Genomic DNA, 17,733 nt, shown 5'->3' with positions numbered 1-17,733 from the left:
ATCTTATCAGTAATCAACGAGTTTGGTGGCTAAAATACGTGGGCTCGCATAGATTCCGCAAGATGAGACCCCATTCAATTACTTCAAAATAAGGGTAAATCGTAAGTTCCATTTTTTCGTCAATGCCAAATAATGTACGAATAAATGGAACATTTGGAATGTTGATCATAGTTAAAGGTGCTCTATTTTAAACTTAACAATAAAACCCAGTTGCGCTGGTTGGGTGTTACTAAGTTAAGTTTTTCTTAATCATTCTCACCTTTTCGCAATCATTCAAATCAGGTATCATATGCCACGTTGGGCAAGATCTTGGGTAAACTTTAAGTCCATATTGTTTTAACTCAATAAAATCAAGATATTACAAACAGGTTCAAGTCCTCTTCTCGGTACCAAATCTTCATTTTATTTTTCCAAACGCCTGCCCATAGCGAATCTTATCGCCAGCGCGTAGATGATTAAGCCAATGAACCTGTTGACCTTCTGCAAATAACAGCACCACCGTTGAACCCAATTTAAAATAACCCATTTCTTCACCTTGCTTAACAAGCGTCGTGGATTGGTTAATTTCGGTAAAATCTAAGTATCGCTTGTTTTTCGAACGCTTAATATCTCCTTGCCAACGCGTGCCAATGGCCCCCACGATAGTGGCTCCCACTAAGACCATGGCCATGAGGCCTATCTGGGTCTCAAAAAAACAAACCAGGCGCTCATTGCGAGCAAACAAATGAGGAATTACCCGCGCCGTGGTCGGCTGTACAGAAAATAATTTGCCTGGTACGTAGACCATCTCAATTAATTTGGCATCAATGGGCATATGAACACGATGATAATCTTTAGGGGAGAGATAAAGCGTCGCAAAACAGCCTTGCATGAATTGCTGACTTAAACTGGCTTCACATGCCAATAATTCACTAACGGTATAATAACGCCCCTTGGCTTGTAAGATTTGGCCTTTTTTTATTGCGCCGAGCTCACTAATGAATCCATCGACAGGTGAAACAATATCAGCCTCAGCTAGCGGTCGACAATGAGGCTTTAGCTGGCGAATGAAAAAATCATTAAATGTGGTGTAAGCATCCGGATTTTCTTCTCTGGCCTCGCTCATATCCACCTCATACTGCTGAATGAACAAGCGAATCAGCGCATTTTTAATGCTCGGAATTCGTACGTTAGCCATGAAGCCAGCAAAATGTGTCAACGTTAATTTGGGTGCCACAAACTGGGGCATTGTTTTTAGGTAATCATTCAACATAGAAATTCAAATCAAAATAAGTCGATTGTGAATAATAACTTGAAAAGCCTTGTACTGTCATTGTTAAAGAATAGCAGCTTTTCAATAATCTGAACTAAACTTACCCAACCAAGCTTTCTGCGTTGGGCTGGTTTTTAAATTGATAGTGATAGTTACGCAATGAAAGGAAGCTCAAAATGGCTATGGCACTGACTAAAAATCCAGGCAACCAAATTGCCCCTAACTGAACTGCTTGCTCAGCAATAGGGAGACTTATAGCCCCCAAACTTGCCGCAAGAGCCCAAATGGTTGATACTCCACGACAACGGTATTGAGCCGGCAATTGCAAATAGAGTAAATAATACAGCGAGGCGCAAAGCAAAGCATTTGCAATAGCATAACCTAAGACCGATAGCAAAACCCCTGCTGACAAAGAGATGGCCGTAAAGAAAAAGAGCAGTGGTGCAGCTACAGTAATCACAACCATGCTTGCTCGCATTAGACGATAAACGGATGAAGGCTGAGAAAAATAAGCGATGGGTACGGCAAGTAATGCTGAGAGCAATTGCGCTATCGAACCTGTCCACGCACATTGCGTTTTACTCCATAATTGCTGATCAATGGCAAAGGATACCCAAAATACATTGCATAGGTAGACTGTTACTCCCACATAAGCGCCCACAATGGCAATATTAAATAATCCTCGCCCGTAGAGAGGCCAAATCTCTTTAATAGAAAGGAGGTTTTTCTGAAACTCAGGAGATTCCCTTAAGCGCTTGCGTAATTGACAAACCCATAGCGAGATCATTGCAACGAGGGCAAAGATTATCCGCCATGCCCATAAGATTTCGTTATATTGCAAAAGAGCAGCGATTGCCGCGCCCAAGAACATGCCAAAAGCACCACTCGCTGCGACTAAGCTACCTGCCAATAGCGGTTTTTTAGGATGATGTTCCACTAAAAACATGGCTGAGGTATTGATTTCCCCTCCTAAAGCCAGTCCTTGCGCAACCCGTAAAATCAGCAAGCCCCAAGTGGCTAGCAAGCCAATTTGCGCATAATTGGGGAGTAAACAGATCCCTAAAGTGGCGAACCCCATTAAGGCTGCGGAAAAAACCATGGGATTACGCCGACCGTTTAAATCGGCTTTACGGCCAAAAAACCAACCGCCTACTGGGCGAGCAAAATAAGCCGCCGCAAAAAGCGCAAAACTTAAAGTCAAACTGTAAGCGGAAGGAGGAAAAAAATCGTTAGCAAAGACCGATTTTGCTAAATAAAGATAAAGACTAAAATCCAGCCATTCGAGAAAAACCAAGGCCAACACCAGTGCTAAATTAGTTTGTTTCATCATCTGCAATTGTTCAGGGTTCGCGAAACAGCCTTATTGGCTTGCTTCCTAAAATTTACACGCCAATTCGACTGCTCTCCAAGATTCTCTATTTTTTCTCTGTCATCCCCCAGCGGGTGTCATTATTGCGGTAGCTGTTTCCTCAAGAACTTGCTTATTAAGGCCATTTAACGCTTCACTTGACGCTGGTCGATAAAAGAAGAGAAAATCGCCCGTATTTTTTTGATGCACCCAGTTAGCAATCGTCACGGTAAACACTAAGGTAAGTAGATTAACAATGACCATCATGGCAATTCTTACCTCGGGATGTCTGTCAATTTCCACGATATCGGTGATGTGTTTCGCTGCTTGATGGATTTTTCGAGTTAATTCGTTGAGTGCTTTTTCAGGCTCCATGGGTTCACCTGGATTAAATGCTTCATAAAGCGCTGTGTACAGGTCCCTACGATAACGAGGCTCGCAAGGCTTAAGTTGCTCATACTTCTCACTCGCTTCGACGCTTAATCTCGACCTTATGGTTTGGCATTCTGCTTCTACCCGTAAAACGGCCTTGTAAAATTGCCTACTCTTTTCATCGTTTTTCATCATGAATGCGACCACCTGATTATCAAACCCAAGGGCTCGTAATCGATTGATCATAATTAATCGCTCATCCAAATCAAAGGCTTGCATTTTAACACGTTGTTTAGAGAAGTCTTTCTCGATAACCTCATCCTCTGGCCGTATCCTACGACTCCATATCCCCTGATAAAGGAAGGTTACCAGCTGAGGTGGCGGTTGATGGGCTGCATTCATTCTTGTCAATAAAAAACGAAAATCATGGCCATCACTATCATTTTGCATCGCTAAATTAAAAGCTTGGCGGTCATTGGGTGACACTTGACTGAGTTTAACCAGCGCGGCTGAGACTGCATTTCGTAATGGTTCTTCTAGAGTTAATAACGATTGCGCAGGAAGCTCTTGTTTTTCTAGGGCAAGAATTGCGTTTGCAAGAGTTGAGTCATGTAATAAGGCATCAAAAGAGACTAATGGGGTTTCGGGACTTTGCAAATGACAGCTGATTAATGCCTCAATAGCCTGTGGAATGGGGGAGGAAGCTAATTCCTTATCCGCATCTAATGAAGAAAAAAAGGAGAAGACCTGATCATACAATGACTGTTTTTGCGCCTCAGGCACGGTTTTCTCTTTCAGCTTCGCTGAAACCAGTTCAATAACAAGCCCTAGCTCCCTAGTGTGCTGTTTACTTTTTGTCATCTGTTTTTCAACAGGAATCTGGTGGCGCTGTGCAATACGGTAGGCGTTTAATTGCTGTAAAATTAATCGTGTTGCTTGTTGAACTGTTGCTTCATCTTCCTCTACGAATAAAGCATGCTGTTCTAAGACCACTTTTTCAACCGCTTCCCATGAGATTTCGTCGTTTAAAAAGCGTAAGATTTCTGGCAAAACTGACTTTAGGTAGTCAGCCAGCAGGTCTTTACTTTGTTCTGTTGTGACTAAATCAGCAATCATCAATAGAAATTGGCAAGTAAAGGGCTTAAGTTGATTAAATTCGAATTTAACATTAAGCGCAACCAAGGCCCTCGCTGCGTGATGCCTATTCGGTGAAAATACCAATTCTTTTATTTGTTGTGCAGAGCAATTTTTCTCGTGAGCAAGGGTAGTTAAATACGCCAGTTGCGGATAGGCCCTAAAAGCCGCTAAAAGTTGACGAAACTCCTCTGCATTAAGTGCTTGTTGACTGAGTAAAATAAGGCTGGCTTTCTTAAATGTTTCGTTTTCAATCTTATGAATTTCACCTATCCCCACCAGAAGAAGTTCCTCTTCGAGCACATTTTTTATGCAGTGCGTTAAATTGAAACTTTTGAGCAAATTCACCGCAGAGACCACTGCTGGATTTAATAGATAGACTGGTAGGTTGACAAAGCCAAGCTCGTGCAGAATATACCCTGCTTTTATTTGATCCGCATTATGGCAATAATGCAGCGAAGGCAAGAGCACATCACTTGGATTTTTTACGTAGCAATCGGTTAAAGCAGACTTTAATTGAGGCGATAACGACTGATCCATTAAACGCGCTGTTTGTTGATATTTCGGTAAAATTTCTAAGAAAAACTCATTGGCTTGAGTGAGTAACTCTAAACATTCCTCTGGCTTTGTGCTTATATAGTTAGCAAGAGGAAAGGGCTCAAACACGCTTGCGACGACTGCACTTAAATTATTTGGGTCTAAATAGTTGTACACCGAATGAAGCATTTGTTCCGAAATACTGGGGGCATTTAATAGCAATTTACATAAGACTGCATGACGGTATGCATCCGCAGGAAATTGCCATGACCATTGAGTAAGCACTGCAAATTTTTGCCAAATTTGGGGGTCATTTATCTGTCCAAATTGAAGTACTAAATCCGAGCAATGGTCATTCGCCATAAGAAAGCGTAGCACTTTTGTTTTCGATGGCTCCCTTAAGAAGGGAGCTACACTTTCTCCACACTCACTGGGTAGATCATGGAGTTTTTCTACCAATACATTATCCCCTCTTATCGCTTCCTGCCTTTCATTCAAGCCATGCTTATCGAGGAATAGTAAAGTGGCTAGTTGCGCTTTGTTTGTTCTAACATTATCGGTAGGGGTAAATGCACTAAGAAGCCCATATAATTCTGACTCCGGATCTAGGCACCTTTGCATTTGCGCCAATGAAGGCTGCATTTCATGATCAAGTAATAATCTAAGCCCATGACTAGCTAATATTTCAGGCATGTGTTCGTCAAAGAAGGCTAATAATTCGTCGTTAACAACAAAATTGGATTCTGAAACCGCGTTTTGGAGAAACCATTTGATTATTTTTGCAGAAGGATGGATTTGCCCTGCAGGCGTTATTATGTGTTGAATAAACTTAGCCAATCTAGGTGAGGCCATTGCGTTAATAAATTGACCCTTCGTTGCTTCGCCAGAAGCTATTCGACAGGACGATTGGCAAAAAGGCCTTGGATCAAACGAAGTCAAAACTTTAATATCGACTTTTCCTGGTTCTAAATGAGGGTTCTTTGAAAGCCCCAAAATCCATTTTGTTGGATCATCTTTTCGATAATGGAGAAGTAGACCATGTAAATCTTGATTTTCATCCACGTAAGCAAAACAGATGGATTCTGTGTTACTTACGACATCTACTTTCGCCTCTTCTGAGCTAGTATCACGCCCTTTAAAAAAGGGTAATGGCAATGCGCCAAACAATGAAAACAGATTGCCTGCTGACATATTCCCCTGGGCATAATTACGATTCGAGCTCTGTCTACTTAACCACACCCTCCTATGATGTAAGCATTCAACAAGTGTTCCGAAAAAGCGGGTACGATCAACATCGATTCGAATAAGGCTTCTTTTTGCCTCAGAAGCAACCAAATCAGATCGGCCGAATGCAGTGTAGACTGTTTTTGCATCGCCTTCGATTAAAAAAAACGTATTTTCTGCCATTTCATGCCTTCGAGGTGTAAAACTTAGCCCTATTATAACGCATTGATTCTAAAGTGTGCTGATAATTTTTAATAAAATTTGTGTTTATTTTGTTAAGCAAATTGCTCTTATACTCACCAAGATTCTGCGCAGAAGCGCTTCTTTAAGCTGAAACAGTAGACGATACTTGTAATTGCGTCACATTTTGCAACCCGCGAGGTAAGCGGCTACCACGACGACCTCTTTCACCTAAGTAATGGTTAAGATCGGCCGCTTTCAGTGTAAAACGGCGTTTACCGGCATGAACCGTCAATGAATCTTCGGGAGAAAGTACTTGTAAATCAACCAAGAACTCTTCACGCAGTTGTGCTTTAGCCGACGGAATATTAATTAATTTATTGCCTTTTCCTCGTGAAAGTTCGGGTAACTCCTTAATAGGGAAAACCAGTAGGCGTCCAATATTAGTGACAGCAGCAATTAACTGCGACTCTCTATTGGCAATTAACCGGGGTGACATGATGCGGCTGTTTTCAGGCAATTTAATACAGGCTTTGCCATTGCGATTTTTTACGTAAAGTTCCAGCAGTTGGGTGACAAAACCATACCCTGCGTCACTTGCCAGTAATACCCAATCCTCTGGCTCACCGGAAATAAGGCCTTCAAACGAGACACCATCCGCCGGGTTTAATTTACCCGTTAAAGGTTCCCCTTGCCCCCGAGCAGAGGGGAGAACATGACCAGGCAGTGTATAGACTTTTCCCTCGCTATCAAAGAACACTACCTGTTGATTGCTGCGCGCGTTACTTTGAGCTTTAAATTCGTCACCTGCTTTATAGCTTAATTCTCGGCCATCGATGTCATAGCCTTTTGCAGCACGAACCCATCCTTTTTGTGAAAGCACAACAGTGATGGGTTCATTGGGTAGAATATCTTCTTCTTTTAAAGCTTGTGAATCTTGGCGTTCAATTAAAGGCGAGCGTCGAGAGTCCCCATACTGGTCTCTGTCGGCAATAATTTCCTCTTTCACTAAAGCCTTCAGCCGTTTTTCGCTCGCCAAAATCCCTTGGATGCGATCACGCTCCTTACTTAATTCATCTAATTCACCACGGAGCTTCATTTCTTCTAATTTAGCCAAATGACGCAATTTCATTTCTAAAATAGCTTCTGCTTGCCTTTCGCTCAGCTGGAATCGTTCGATTAAGCCTTGTTTGGGATTATCGTGTTCACGAATAATGGCAATGACCTCATCAATGTTGAGGTAAGCGATAATTAAGCCTTCTAAAACGTGAATACGATCAAGTATTTTATCGAGTCGATATTGTAATCGTTTCTTCACCGTTGTTAGGCGGTAACTTAGCCATTCTTGTAAAATAGCGAGTAAGCTTTTCACGCGTGGCTTACCGTCCAAGCCGATGACGTTAAAATTGACACGATAACTGCGTTCCAGATCCGTTGTAGCAAATAAATGAGACATTAATCCTTCGAAATCGACCCTATGCGATTTGGGTGTGATGACGAGTCGGGTAGGATGCTCATGATCAGACTCGTCGCGCAAATCTTCAATCATGGGTAACTTCTTTTGCTGCATTTGTGCCGCAATTTGTTCGATAATCTTAGCGCCAGATACTTGGTAGGGTAGTGCGGTAATGACAATATCGTGCCTTTCTTGGCGATAGACGGCGCGCATTTTTATTGACCCATTACCTGATTCGTACATCGCTTTGATCGCAGGGTTAGGGGTAATAATTTCTGCTTCTGTTGGAAAATCTGGGCCTTTGATGTAGGTGCAAACATCATCCAAGCTTGCTTGGGGGTTATCCAACAAGTGAATACAGGCGTTTGCAACCTCAATTAAATTATGAGGTAGAATATCAGAGGACATACCCACAGCAATACCTGTTGCTCCATTAAGCAGCACATTAGGCAATCTTGCGGGTAACAGGGCAGGTTCTTGTAATGTGCCATCAAAATTATCTACCCACTCTACAGTACCTTGCTGTAACTCAGAGAGTAAAAGCTCAGCATAAGCCGATAACCTCGCCTCAGTATAGCGCATTGCAGCAAATGACTTTGGATCGTCAGGAGACCCCCAGTTGCCTTGACCGTCCACAAACGGATAACGGTAAGAGAAGGGTTGCGCCATTAATACCATTGCTTCATAACAGGCTGTATCACCATGTGGATGAAATTTACCTAAGACATCCCCAACCGTTCGTGCTGATTTCTTATACTTGGCAGTTGCCTTAAGCCCTAACTCGGACATCGCATAGACAATACGTCGTTGCACTGGTTTTAAACCATCAGCAATATGAGGTAGTGCTCTATCGAGAATGACATACATGGAGTAATCAAGGTAAGCTTTCTCAGTGAATTCAGTGAGAGGTTTACGCTCTATCGCATCATTCATAATTTTCATGATTAGGCCTCTACCTACAGATGATTACCACGTTAGGGCAAGAGATTAATAAGATTCGCTATTTTATCATTATTTCATGACCTGGCGAATAATAATGAATTACAATCTGTGAATAACTTTGTGTATTTTTTCAAAATTAGAACATTCGCTTTCTATCCTATTGATAAATAACGCTTTTTTCTAAAGGGATTGAAAATAACTTTTTACCCCTGTGGATAACCTTGTGGATTGATAAATGAATAACTTTAGTAACTTACTGTAAAAAAATGAAATTAATAACGTTTTTTAAGAAGCGGATTGGTAGGGCCGCAAAGGGCTGATAGCACCGTATCTAAACGAGCCTTATTCAGTCAAGAGATTCAGGTTGCACGCTTCCTGCACAGAACAGTTTCGAATCTTACTCAAGATCGCATGAGTGCCGTGCATAAAACACGGCACGTAGGGCCAATTAAAGACCTCTATAATAGATGCGATACTGAAACCGACGCTTGAGGCCTGTTTCAAAGGCGTGGTTTACTTACTTGAGATCTTTTCTAGCTTTCTTAATAGCACGGATCTGTGCTACCGCACGCGCTAATTCAGCAGCAGCGACTGAATAGTTTAATTCAGTATTTTTATTCGCTATTGCCTCCTCTGCTCGTGCCTTAGCCGCAAGAGCAGCTGCTTCGTCAAGATTTTCAGCACGTTCCACAGTATCCGCCAAGACAGTCACGCAATGAGGTTGTACTTCCAGCATACCGCCTGAAACGTAGTAAATCTCTTGCTTCCCTCCTGGTATAGTCACTCGAATTTCTCCGGGTTTAAGGACTGTTAGTAAGGGAGCATGTCCTGGAGTAATTCCTATCTCTCCCAAGTCCCCAGTCGCTACGACCATTTCTGCGATGCCAGAGAAAACCTCTTGTTCAGCACTGACGATATCTAAGTGCGTTGTTATTGCCATGTCTGTTTGCCTCATAAGGTTTTAGCTTTAGCAACAGCTTCCTCGATGCTTCCAACCATGTAAAACGCTTGTTCGGGTAAGTCGTCATACTCGCCAGCAAGAATTCCTTGGAACCCTTTGATGGTATCCTTCAGTGAAACGTATTTACCTGGAGAACCAGTGAACACTTCGGCAACGAAAAATGGCTGTGAGAGAAACCGCTGGATTTTACGTGCACGCGAAACGACACGCTTATCTTCTTCCGATAATTCATCCATACCCAAAATCGCGATAATGTCTTTTAGTTCCTTATAACGTTGTAGCGTTTGCTGAACACGGCGAGCCGTATCGTAATGCTCTTGGCCAACAACTAATGGATCCAACTGACGTGAAGTTGAATCTAAAGGATCTACCGCAGGATAAATGCCCAACTCTGCAATTTGACGCGACAAAACCACTGTGGCATCTAAGTGAGCAAACGTAGTAGCAGGTGATGGGTCAGTTAAGTCATCCGCGGGTACATATACGGCTTGAATGGAGGTGATTGAACCTGTTTTTGTTGAGGTAATGCGTTCTTGTAGCATCCCCATTTCCTCCGCCAATGTCGGCTGATAACCTACAGCGGAAGGCATACGGCCTAGGAGAGCAGACACCTCAACCCCAGCTAGCGTATAACGGTAAATATTATCAATGAATAACAACACGTCACGGCCTTCATCGCGAAACTTCTCTGCCATTGTTAAGCCTGTTAAAGCAACACGCAAACGGTTTCCTGGTGGCTCGTTCATTTGGCCGTAAACCAGCGACACTTTGTCCAATACATTAGAGTCTTTCATTTCATGATAGAAATCGTTACCTTCTCGAGTACGCTCTCCCACTCCAGCAAACACAGAATAACCACTGTGCTCGTGGGCAATGTTACGAATCAACTCCATCATGTTTACCGTTTTACCTACACCAGCACCACCAAACAGGCCTACTTTACCCCCTTTGGCGAAGGGACAAAGTAAATCAATGACTTTAATCCCTGTTTCAAGTAATTCTTGACCACCGGCTTGATCTTCATAGCTGGGTGCCTTCCGGTGAATTGCCCAATGCTCTTCAGCATCGATGGGACCCGCTTCATCAACAGGACGGCCTAAAACATCCATAATTCGCCCGAGGGTCTTCTTCCCGACTGGAACTCGTATGGGTTCGCCGGTATTTTGCGCCTTAAGTCCGCGCTTTAATCCGTCAGTGGTACCCATCGCAATGGTACGTACCACACCGTCACCTAACTGTTGTTGCACTTCAAATACCAAATCGCCTTCAACGAGTTTTAAAGCATCGTTGACTTTGGGAACGCTTTCGCGGGGAAACTCTACGTCTACCACCGCACCAATCACTTCAACTACTGTTCCTACACTACTCATCGTATACCCTCTTATGTAAGTGCTCAGCCCCTACTAGGAAACGGTCAGTTTTGCCGCATCTTACGACAAAACCAACCGCTCGAGTAAACATAACGCAGGGGGATCCGAGCTATTACCCTCTTATAAAGCGTCTGCACCACCGACAATTTCAGCCAATTCTTGCGTAATGGCAGCTTGTCGGGCTTTGTTATAAGCCAATTGAAATTCTTTAATTAAAGCACCCGCATTATCGGTTGCGCTTTTCATTGCAATCATTTTTGCGGCTTGCTCGCAAGCAATATTTTCTACTACCGCTTGATAAACTTGCAGTTCAATGTAGCGTTCCAGCAATGCATCAAGTAACTCTTTCGCATCAGGTTCGTAAATATAATCCCAATAATGCCCAAGCGCTTTGCTGTCTTCCTCTGCTATCGGTAAAGGCAGCAACTGTTTGACAGTTGGCTTTTGTGTCATGGTGTTAACAAATTCATTGTTAGCAATGTACAAGGCATCGATTTCACCTTGATAAAAAGCATCTAACATGACTTTAACCACACCAATTAATTCCTTGATGCCTGGCTTATCCCCGAGTTGATCAACGGAGGCAATCACCCGCCCGCCAACACGTTTGAAAAAAGCCTGGCCTTTGCGCCCAATAACGCATAAATCAATTTCTTTTCCTTCATGTTGCCATTGACGAAGAACTCGAATCGATTCACGCAAAAGATTCGAATTCAATCCCCCGCATAAGCCTCGGTCGGTAGTAACAACAATAACGCCAATTCGCTTAATATCGCGAGTAACCATAAAAGGATGGCGATATTCTGATGTTGCGCGGGCTATGTGCCTAACGACATCATATATTTTTGTTGCATAAGGCTTAGATGCACGCATTCTGTCTTGAGTCTTGCGCATCTTGCTTGCAGCAACCATTTCCATTGCTCGAGTAATTTTTTGCGTGTTTTTAATACTCGCAATTTTTGAACGGATCTCTTTCGCTCCAGCCATATCTTGCTTCGCCTTTAATTAACAGACATTGCTTTACAAGCTAAGTCTGCGTAATCATTAAGCCCTGCTCGCGTGAATGCGGCAGAGCTCTATAATCTACCAACTACCACTGCGTTTAAATTCTTCCACAGCTGCCTTTAATTGCGACTCAATCTCACCATCATAAGCGCCGGTCTCATTAATCTTCTGTAACAGAGGGGCATGAGAAGCACGCATATAACTATGAAGAGCATGTTCGAATGCGCTCACCTCAGCAACCGGGATATCATCCAAATAGCCTTTTTCAACCACAAAAAGGGATATCGCCATTTCTGCCACTGAGAGGGGTGAGTATTGTTTTTGTTTCATGAGCTCGGTAATCCGTTGCCCACGTTCTAATTGTTTACGTGTTGCATCATCGAGGTCAGAAGCAAACTGTGAGAATGCTTCTAATTCACGGAATTGCGCGAGCGCTAATCGAGTGCCACCACCCAATTTTTTCATGATTTTTGTTTGCGCAGCACCACCCACCCGAGATACAGACAATCCAGAGTTGATCGCCGGACGCACCCCTGAGTTGAACAAGTCGACATCAAGGAAAATCTGACCGTCGGTAATCGAGATAACGTTGGTTGGTACAAACGCAGAAACGTCCCCTGCCTGAGTTTCGATAATGGGCAACGCCGTGAGTGAACCGGTTTTACCCTTGACTTCACCGTTTGTCAGTTTTTCAACTTCTTGCGCATTGATTCGCGCTGCACGCTCCAACAAACGTGAGTGCAGATAGAAAATATCCCCAGGATAGGCTTCTCTTCCAGGAGGACGACGCAGTAATAAGGAGATCTGACGGTATGCCCAAGCTTGCTTGGTTAAATCATCATAAACAATCAGTGCATCCTCGCCATTCTCCATGAAGTATTCACCCATGGTGCAGCCTGTATAAGGTGCAATGAACTGTAGAGCCGCTGAGTCAGAAGCACCAGCAACGACGACGATGGTATGATCCATTGCGCCGCTTTCTTCTAACTTACGCACGATTGCAGCAACAGAGGAGGCTTTTTGGCCAATGGCCACATAAATGCATTTTACGCCAGTGCCTTTTTGATTGATGATAGCATCAACAGCAATCGCGGTTTTTCCTGTTTGACGGTCGCCGATGATTAGCTCGCGTTGGCCACGACCCACTGGAATCATTGCATCGACCGCCTTTAGTCCTGTTTGAACCGGTTGATCAACTGATTGACGGCTAATGACACCCGGTGCAACTTTTTCGATGGGGGACATTTTCGTTTCTTCAATAGGCCCTTTTCCATCGATTGGATTACCTAAGGCATCGACTACGCGGCCTAGCAGCGCTTTACCTACAGGGACCTGGAGAATACGGCCCGTGCATTTTCCTTGTTGGCCTTCTGCCAAATTAGAGTAATCACCAAGAATAACAGCGCCGACTGAATCACGCTCTAAGTTTAGAGCCAACCCATACACGCCATCTGGGAATTCGATCATTTCACCTTGCATTACATCTTCGAGGCCATGCAGACGAACAATGCCATCTTTCAGACTTACGATGGTTCCTACATTTCTCGTTTCAGCTGTAACGCTAAATTTCTCAATCTTCTTTCTGATTAATTCACTGATTTCAGATGGGTTTAAAGCTACTTGTTCTGACATGAAATCTATCCTCTCTGTTACGCGGCTAAATCTGAGCTAAGTTTATTTAATCTTCCCCGCACTGAACCATCAATAACTAAATCGCCAGCATGAATCACCGCACCACCTAAGAGTGATTTATCTAAAGTAAGATTAAGCGTAACTTGGCGTTGTAGTCGATTGCTAAGTGCGCTGATTAAACGTTCTTGCTGGGCGGATGAAAGTTCAGAAAAACTGATCACATCCACCTTCAATGTTTTTTCTTGTTCAGCACGCAGCACTTCAAATATTGCCTTAATGTCGGGTAACAACATTATTCGTTTGTTTTGCGCCAATAAGACGATCAGATTTTTTACCGATGAAATTTCCTCTGACCCATCCCCCGCAAAAAGTGTCATTAGTAAATCCACTTGCTGTTCTACTGTTGCAGTTGGATTCGTAATGAAGTGTTTTGCCTGTTCATCTAGCGCTGCGACAGCAAGCCTCTGCAAAATCTCAGACCATTGGCTAAGTTTTTTAGTTACCAAAGCATGCTCGAAAATCGCTTTCGCATAGGGCCTGGCAATTGTAATCGTATTAGACATGTTAAATCTCTTCAATCAGGTCATCGAGCAAAGCACTGTTTGCTTTTGCATCGACTTCACGATTTAAAATTCTTTCGGCACCAGCAATTGCTAACTGAGCAACTTGGCTGCGTAATCCGTCTTTTGCACGATTTATTTCCTGTAATAATTGCTCATGAGCTATCTTAGCTTGCCTTTGCGCTTCCAATTTGGCTTCTTCTTTGGCTTCTTCTATGAGCTGTGCTGCGCGACGATTTGCTTTTTCGACAATTTCAGAGGCCTGCGCTTTCGCTTGCTTTAACTCATCTTTTACACGATGTTGGGCAAGCTCTAATTCTTTGCGTCCACGCTCGGCTGCCGATAGACCATCTGCTATTTTATCTTGTCGTTCTTCCAGCGCTTTAGACAGTGGGGGCCAAACGAATTTCATCGTAAACCAAACAAATGCTGCAAACACGAGCATTTGTACAACCAAAGTTAAATTAATTTCCAAGGTAATATCTCCCGTAGCAATTAGGGCGCTTTGCGCCCTTATTTGGCGTTATTTATCAACCCAAGTTGCTGAGGAAGGGGTTAGCGAACGTGAAGTACAACGCAATACCCACACCAATCATTGTTACCGCATCGAGCAGGCCTGCAACGATAAACATTTTTACTTGTAGCATAGGAACCATTTCAGGCTGACGCGCAGAACCTTCAAGGAATTTTCCGCCCAATAAACCGAAACCAATCGCAGTACCTAAAGCACCTAAACCGATCAGTAAAGCGACCGCAATAACAGTCATACCTTGAATTTGTGCTATCAAATTTGCAGCTTGCATATAAATCCCCTTAATGGACAAAGATTAATTTAAAAAAACAAACATTAATGATCTTCATGGGCCAGACTTAGATACACAATAGTCAATACCATGAAAATGAAGGCTTGCAACGTAATAACCAATATATGGAAAATTGACCAGGCTAAGGCCAACAAAAACTGTGCAGCCCCTAGCGTTGTTGTTCCAATCATGGAAGTTGACGTCGCATTCAAAGTGAGTAACGCTATCAGAATAAAGATCAATTCGCCAGCGTATAAATTTCCAAATAACCGCAGAGCAAGTGAAATGGGTTTAGCAATCAATCCAACCAACTCAAGTAACAAGTTAAACGGGATAAACGCAGGGTGATTAAATGGTTGCAACGTTAGCTCTTTGACAAACCCTTTCACCCCTTTTATTTTGATGCTATAGATGATAATCAGAGCAAAAACAGAAATTGACAAAGCAAACGTTAAGTTTAAATCGTTTGTCGGCACTACTTTCAGGTAATGAATACCCACCGATTGAGCGGCCAAGGGAAGGATATCAACAGGAACGATATCCATAAAGTTCATTAGAAAAACCCACACAAAGATGGTTAGAGCGAGGGGGCCAATCAATTTGCTTTTACCATGAAAACAATCTTTAACTTGGTTATCTGCAAACTCAAGCATTAATTCCGCGAAATTTTGTAACTTCCCGGGTACACCTGTGGTTACTCGACGAGCTCCGAAGTATAGCAATGAAAGAATAATAATACCTGATACCAAAGAGAAAAATAAAGTATCTAAGTTTATTGTCCAAAAGCCATTAGAGCCGAAACTCATTGTTTTAAAGTTAAACGTTAAATACGTTAAATGATGCTTGATGTATTGGGTACTAGATACCATTTCAGTCACTTTCAGGCCTATTTTGTTTGTTAGCAAAAATCAGTGGTGCAAGCCAATAGTTCATTAACACCACTATGTAGGTGAAAAAAAACGCAAGAGGGGCTATTTTGAATAGCATAAACACTAATGCAAATAAGATAACCGACGACACTATTTTCAAAGCCTCTCCTAAATAAAAGCCTTTGACTATTTGTCGTGCTGCTCTAGCGCCTTGGTATTGAAATAATTTTCTTGCAAAAAGCGCTGAAGGCACTATTGCAACCATGCCGCCTAATAATGCTGACATTGCTTCCTTTTTGCCGAAAATCAACAGTAATACTAATGAAATCAATACACTAGTTAGCAATTGAATTCCTAGCATTCGCTTCACACCGCTAATGCCGAGCTTATCTTTCACATTTCACCCATCTTTTATCGCGCGGATTATAAAATAAACAACTTGGATAAGCAACTGTTCATCAATTAAACTGGATTATTAAACTTAAATTGCTTATAGTTTAAATAGAGGTTGCTTTGTTTATTTTTTGCTTTGTTTTTATGAAAAATAAGCAATGCCTCTGCAGTTCACTCGCAATAGAAGGAATCGTATATGTCTGAAAAGCAACAACGTACCGCCACTAGTATGCGGGAAAAAATGCTCAATCGCTATGGCTCCGAACTTCACCACAAGCACAATAAGAATCACACCTCCTACAGAAAACATTGCAGATCACACCCAGTTCAAACGTTGAACGGTTACGACGAAGAGAGGGATGCAAACACGTCGACGGGTTTATTGCGCGAGCTTAGAGTAAGAAAAATTCGTAAACGACTGGATAAAGGTCGCTTCCATTGATAAAGTAAAAGGTATCCTCCAGGTTAGCCACTTCCTGGTTTGGAAAAACAATACCCCGTGGCCTGGATTATACCCAGGCCACAGTCTGGATTCGCTATTAGCTGTCTGCACTGGCTTGTTTGCTGAGATTATAATACTTAAGCAACTTCACAACGCGCTCTACGCCTTCTGTGCTTTTCGCTATGTTGATGACTCGCTCTGCTTGTTGTGGTCTTACATCACCCATCAAATAAACGATACGATCAGAGGTAATTACTTTAAATGCGTGAGGATCAATTTCTGCATCGGCAAAAATATAACTGCGTATTTTAGCAGTAATCCAACTGTCTTCTAGTGTGGAGTTGGGTTGTGCGCTTACATCGAGTTGATTAATGATACGCCGATAACCGCTCAACGCAGAAACTCGCCGGACCGCCTCTTGACGGAGCTTCGCTGTGGGTACGTGACCTGCAAGTAAAATATCCCCATTAAACACTGCTAAATCAATGGAACAGCCTTTCTGCTTAAACAGCTGATCATCGAAAAGGGCATGACCCGCTTCTGCTCCTAGTCGATAATCATCCATTTTTTTATACACATGATGCCGATCATAAACGAGCGTTGCCCCAGTCCATAGCTCGCTATAACAACCGGCTAGCATAATGATGCCCACGAGTAGAATAATTAAACGTCCTTGTTTGCTCATACTCTTAGACTATGTATTGAAAAACCTTGACTACTTTTTTGACTCCGTTTACTTGTCTTGCTACATCAACCGCAAGGTTTGCTTGTTCGTGGGTCGCAATCCCCATTAAATAGACAACACCACTCTCTGTCACGATACGAATGGAACCTGACTCTAAGCCTTTTCGAGTAAGCATTAGGCTTCTTACTTGACTCGTAATCCACGTATCCTTAGTCCTTTCCGCTAAAGGTAACGGGTAATCGACCGTTATCTCGTCGTAGACGCGTTTTACATTTGGGGTATTTTGCGCTACTTTTTCAGCAAGAACCCTTAATGAAGCCGCTGGTGTTTGTCCTACCAATAGAACAACCTGATTAAAACTTGTCACAATAATACGTGAGTCGCGAAATCGCGGATCTTTTACTATGGCTGTATGAATTTTGTGAAATAGACGGGCGTCACTTTCAATGGTTGCCACACTACGCCTATCATATACCACTAGACTAGCTGCAGCCCCTGCAACCACAGCCGCAACACAACCAGTAAGTAGGGCGCATATCACTAAAAAAATGATTGAACGAAATTTCAT

Annotated in this window: 16 protein-coding genes; 1 reads left to right on the top strand and 15 read right to left on the bottom strand. The window is 42.8% G+C overall.

Features of this window, described 5'->3' with window-relative positions; translation table 11 throughout:
- Positions 1–397: 397 nt before the first annotated feature.
- From asd to B5D33_RS06210, 13 genes are all read right to left on the bottom strand, one after another.
- Positions 398–1,252 (bottom strand): archaetidylserine decarboxylase, encoded by an 855-nt coding sequence (gene asd, locus B5D33_RS06270; RefSeq protein ID WP_058453649.1) that lies wholly within the window; start codon positions 1,250–1,252, stop codon positions 398–400.
- 100 nt (positions 1,253–1,352) lie between these two features.
- Positions 1,353–2,582, bottom strand: coding sequence for an MFS transporter (locus tag B5D33_RS06265; RefSeq protein ID WP_078767361.1), 1,230 nt, complete (start codon positions 2,580–2,582; stop codon positions 1,353–1,355).
- Between the two features lie 99 nt (positions 2,583–2,681).
- Positions 2,682–6,050, bottom strand: a complete 3,369-nt coding sequence (locus tag B5D33_RS06260; protein WP_058453647.1) for a hypothetical protein — start codon at positions 6,048–6,050, stop codon at positions 2,682–2,684.
- A gap of 142 nt (positions 6,051–6,192) precedes the next feature.
- On the bottom strand, positions 6,193–8,436 hold the full coding sequence (gene parC, locus B5D33_RS06255) for a DNA topoisomerase IV subunit A (RefSeq protein ID WP_058453819.1): 2,244 nt from the start codon (positions 8,434–8,436) through the stop codon (positions 6,193–6,195).
- A 526-nt stretch (positions 8,437–8,962) separates the two neighbouring features.
- Positions 8,963–9,385 (bottom strand): F0F1 ATP synthase subunit epsilon, encoded by a 423-nt coding sequence (locus B5D33_RS06250; protein WP_058453818.1) that lies wholly within the window; start codon positions 9,383–9,385, stop codon positions 8,963–8,965.
- An 11-nt stretch (positions 9,386–9,396) separates the two neighbouring features.
- Positions 9,397–10,776, bottom strand: a complete 1,380-nt coding sequence (gene atpD, locus B5D33_RS06245) for a F0F1 ATP synthase subunit beta (protein ID WP_058453646.1) — start codon at positions 10,774–10,776, stop codon at positions 9,397–9,399.
- 120 nt (positions 10,777–10,896) lie between these two features.
- The gene (gene atpG / locus B5D33_RS06240; RefSeq protein WP_058453645.1) at positions 10,897–11,763 is read right to left on the bottom strand and encodes a F0F1 ATP synthase subunit gamma; all 867 of its coding nucleotides are present in this window, start codon (positions 11,761–11,763) and stop codon (positions 10,897–10,899) included.
- 96 nt (positions 11,764–11,859) lie between these two features.
- Positions 11,860–13,413 carry a F0F1 ATP synthase subunit alpha gene (gene atpA / locus B5D33_RS06235; protein ID WP_058453644.1) on the bottom strand — a complete coding sequence of 518 codons (1,554 nt, stop codon included), beginning with the start codon at positions 13,411–13,413 and terminating at the stop codon, positions 11,860–11,862.
- 17 nt (positions 13,414–13,430) lie between these two features.
- Entirely contained in the window at positions 13,431–13,976 is a 546-nt protein-coding gene (locus tag B5D33_RS06230; RefSeq protein WP_058453643.1) for a F0F1 ATP synthase subunit delta, read from the bottom strand.
- Between the two features lies 1 nt (position 13,977).
- A complete protein-coding gene (locus B5D33_RS06225; protein ID WP_058453642.1) occupies positions 13,978–14,448 on the bottom strand; it encodes a F0F1 ATP synthase subunit B in 471 nt (156 codons plus the stop codon).
- Positions 14,449–14,503: 55 nt separating this feature from the next.
- Positions 14,504–14,776, bottom strand: coding sequence for a F0F1 ATP synthase subunit C (atpE, locus tag B5D33_RS06220; protein WP_058453641.1), 273 nt, complete (start codon positions 14,774–14,776; stop codon positions 14,504–14,506).
- A 44-nt stretch (positions 14,777–14,820) separates the two neighbouring features.
- Positions 14,821–15,645, bottom strand: a complete 825-nt coding sequence (atpB, locus tag B5D33_RS06215; RefSeq protein ID WP_078767360.1) for a F0F1 ATP synthase subunit A — start codon at positions 15,643–15,645, stop codon at positions 14,821–14,823.
- Position 15,646: 1 nt separating this feature from the next.
- On the bottom strand, positions 15,647–16,042 hold the full coding sequence (locus tag B5D33_RS06210) for an ATP synthase subunit I (RefSeq protein WP_234802469.1): 396 nt from the start codon (positions 16,040–16,042) through the stop codon (positions 15,647–15,649).
- 192 nt (positions 16,043–16,234) lie between these two features.
- Between B5D33_RS06210 and B5D33_RS06205 the strand changes: the two genes are divergently transcribed.
- On the top strand, positions 16,235–16,480 hold the full coding sequence (locus B5D33_RS06205) for a hypothetical protein (protein WP_058453640.1): 246 nt from the start codon (positions 16,235–16,237) through the stop codon (positions 16,478–16,480).
- A gap of 97 nt (positions 16,481–16,577) precedes the next feature.
- Here B5D33_RS06205 and B5D33_RS06200 read toward each other — a convergent pair whose 3' ends face one another.
- The gene (locus B5D33_RS06200) at positions 16,578–17,165 is read right to left on the bottom strand and encodes a BON domain-containing protein (RefSeq protein ID WP_058453639.1); all 588 of its coding nucleotides are present in this window, start codon (positions 17,163–17,165) and stop codon (positions 16,578–16,580) included.
- Positions 17,166–17,169: 4 nt separating this feature from the next.
- Positions 17,170–17,733 (bottom strand): BON domain-containing protein, encoded by a 564-nt coding sequence (locus B5D33_RS06195; protein ID WP_058453638.1) that lies wholly within the window; start codon positions 17,731–17,733, stop codon positions 17,170–17,172.

Origin of the sequence: Legionella maceachernii, from assembly GCF_900167045.1 — a bacterium.
Taxonomy (GTDB): Bacteria; Pseudomonadota; Gammaproteobacteria; order Legionellales; family Legionellaceae; genus Tatlockia; species Tatlockia maceachernii.
The sequence above is the reverse complement of the archived record's forward strand: the minus strand, read 5'-3'. Positions and strand labels throughout refer to the sequence as shown.

Coding starts and splice junctions, on each gene's coding strand:
- asd (WP_058453649.1), bottom strand. CDS start 1,252: ATGTTGAATGATTACCTAAAAACAATGCCCCAGTTTGTGGCACCCAAA.
- B5D33_RS06265 (WP_078767361.1), bottom strand. CDS start 2,582: ATGATGAAACAAACTAATTTAGCACTGGTGTTGGCCTTGGTTTTTCTC.
- B5D33_RS06260 (WP_058453647.1), bottom strand. CDS start 6,050: ATGGCAGAAAATACGTTTTTTTTAATCGAAGGCGATGCAAAAACAGTC.
- parC (WP_058453819.1), bottom strand. CDS start 8,436: ATGAATGATGCGATAGAGCGTAAACCTCTCACTGAATTCACTGAGAAA.
- B5D33_RS06250 (WP_058453818.1), bottom strand. CDS start 9,385: ATGGCAATAACAACGCACTTAGATATCGTCAGTGCTGAACAAGAGGTT.
- atpD (WP_058453646.1), bottom strand. CDS start 10,776: ATGAGTAGTGTAGGAACAGTAGTTGAAGTGATTGGTGCGGTGGTAGAC.
- atpG (WP_058453645.1), bottom strand. CDS start 11,763: ATGGCTGGAGCGAAAGAGATCCGTTCAAAAATTGCGAGTATTAAAAAC.
- atpA (WP_058453644.1), bottom strand. CDS start 13,413: ATGTCAGAACAAGTAGCTTTAAACCCATCTGAAATCAGTGAATTAATC.
- B5D33_RS06230 (WP_058453643.1), bottom strand. CDS start 13,976: ATGTCTAATACGATTACAATTGCCAGGCCCTATGCGAAAGCGATTTTC.
- atpE (WP_058453641.1), bottom strand. CDS start 14,776: ATGCAAGCTGCAAATTTGATAGCACAAATTCAAGGTATGACTGTTATT.
- atpB (WP_078767360.1), bottom strand. CDS start 15,645: ATGGTATCTAGTACCCAATACATCAAGCATCATTTAACGTATTTAACG.
- B5D33_RS06205 (WP_058453640.1), top strand. CDS start 16,235: ATGTCTGAAAAGCAACAACGTACCGCCACTAGTATGCGGGAAAAAATG.
- B5D33_RS06200 (WP_058453639.1), bottom strand. CDS start 17,165: ATGAGCAAACAAGGACGTTTAATTATTCTACTCGTGGGCATCATTATG.
- B5D33_RS06195 (WP_058453638.1), bottom strand. CDS start 17,733: ATGAAATTTCGTTCAATCATTTTTTTAGTGATATGCGCCCTACTTACT.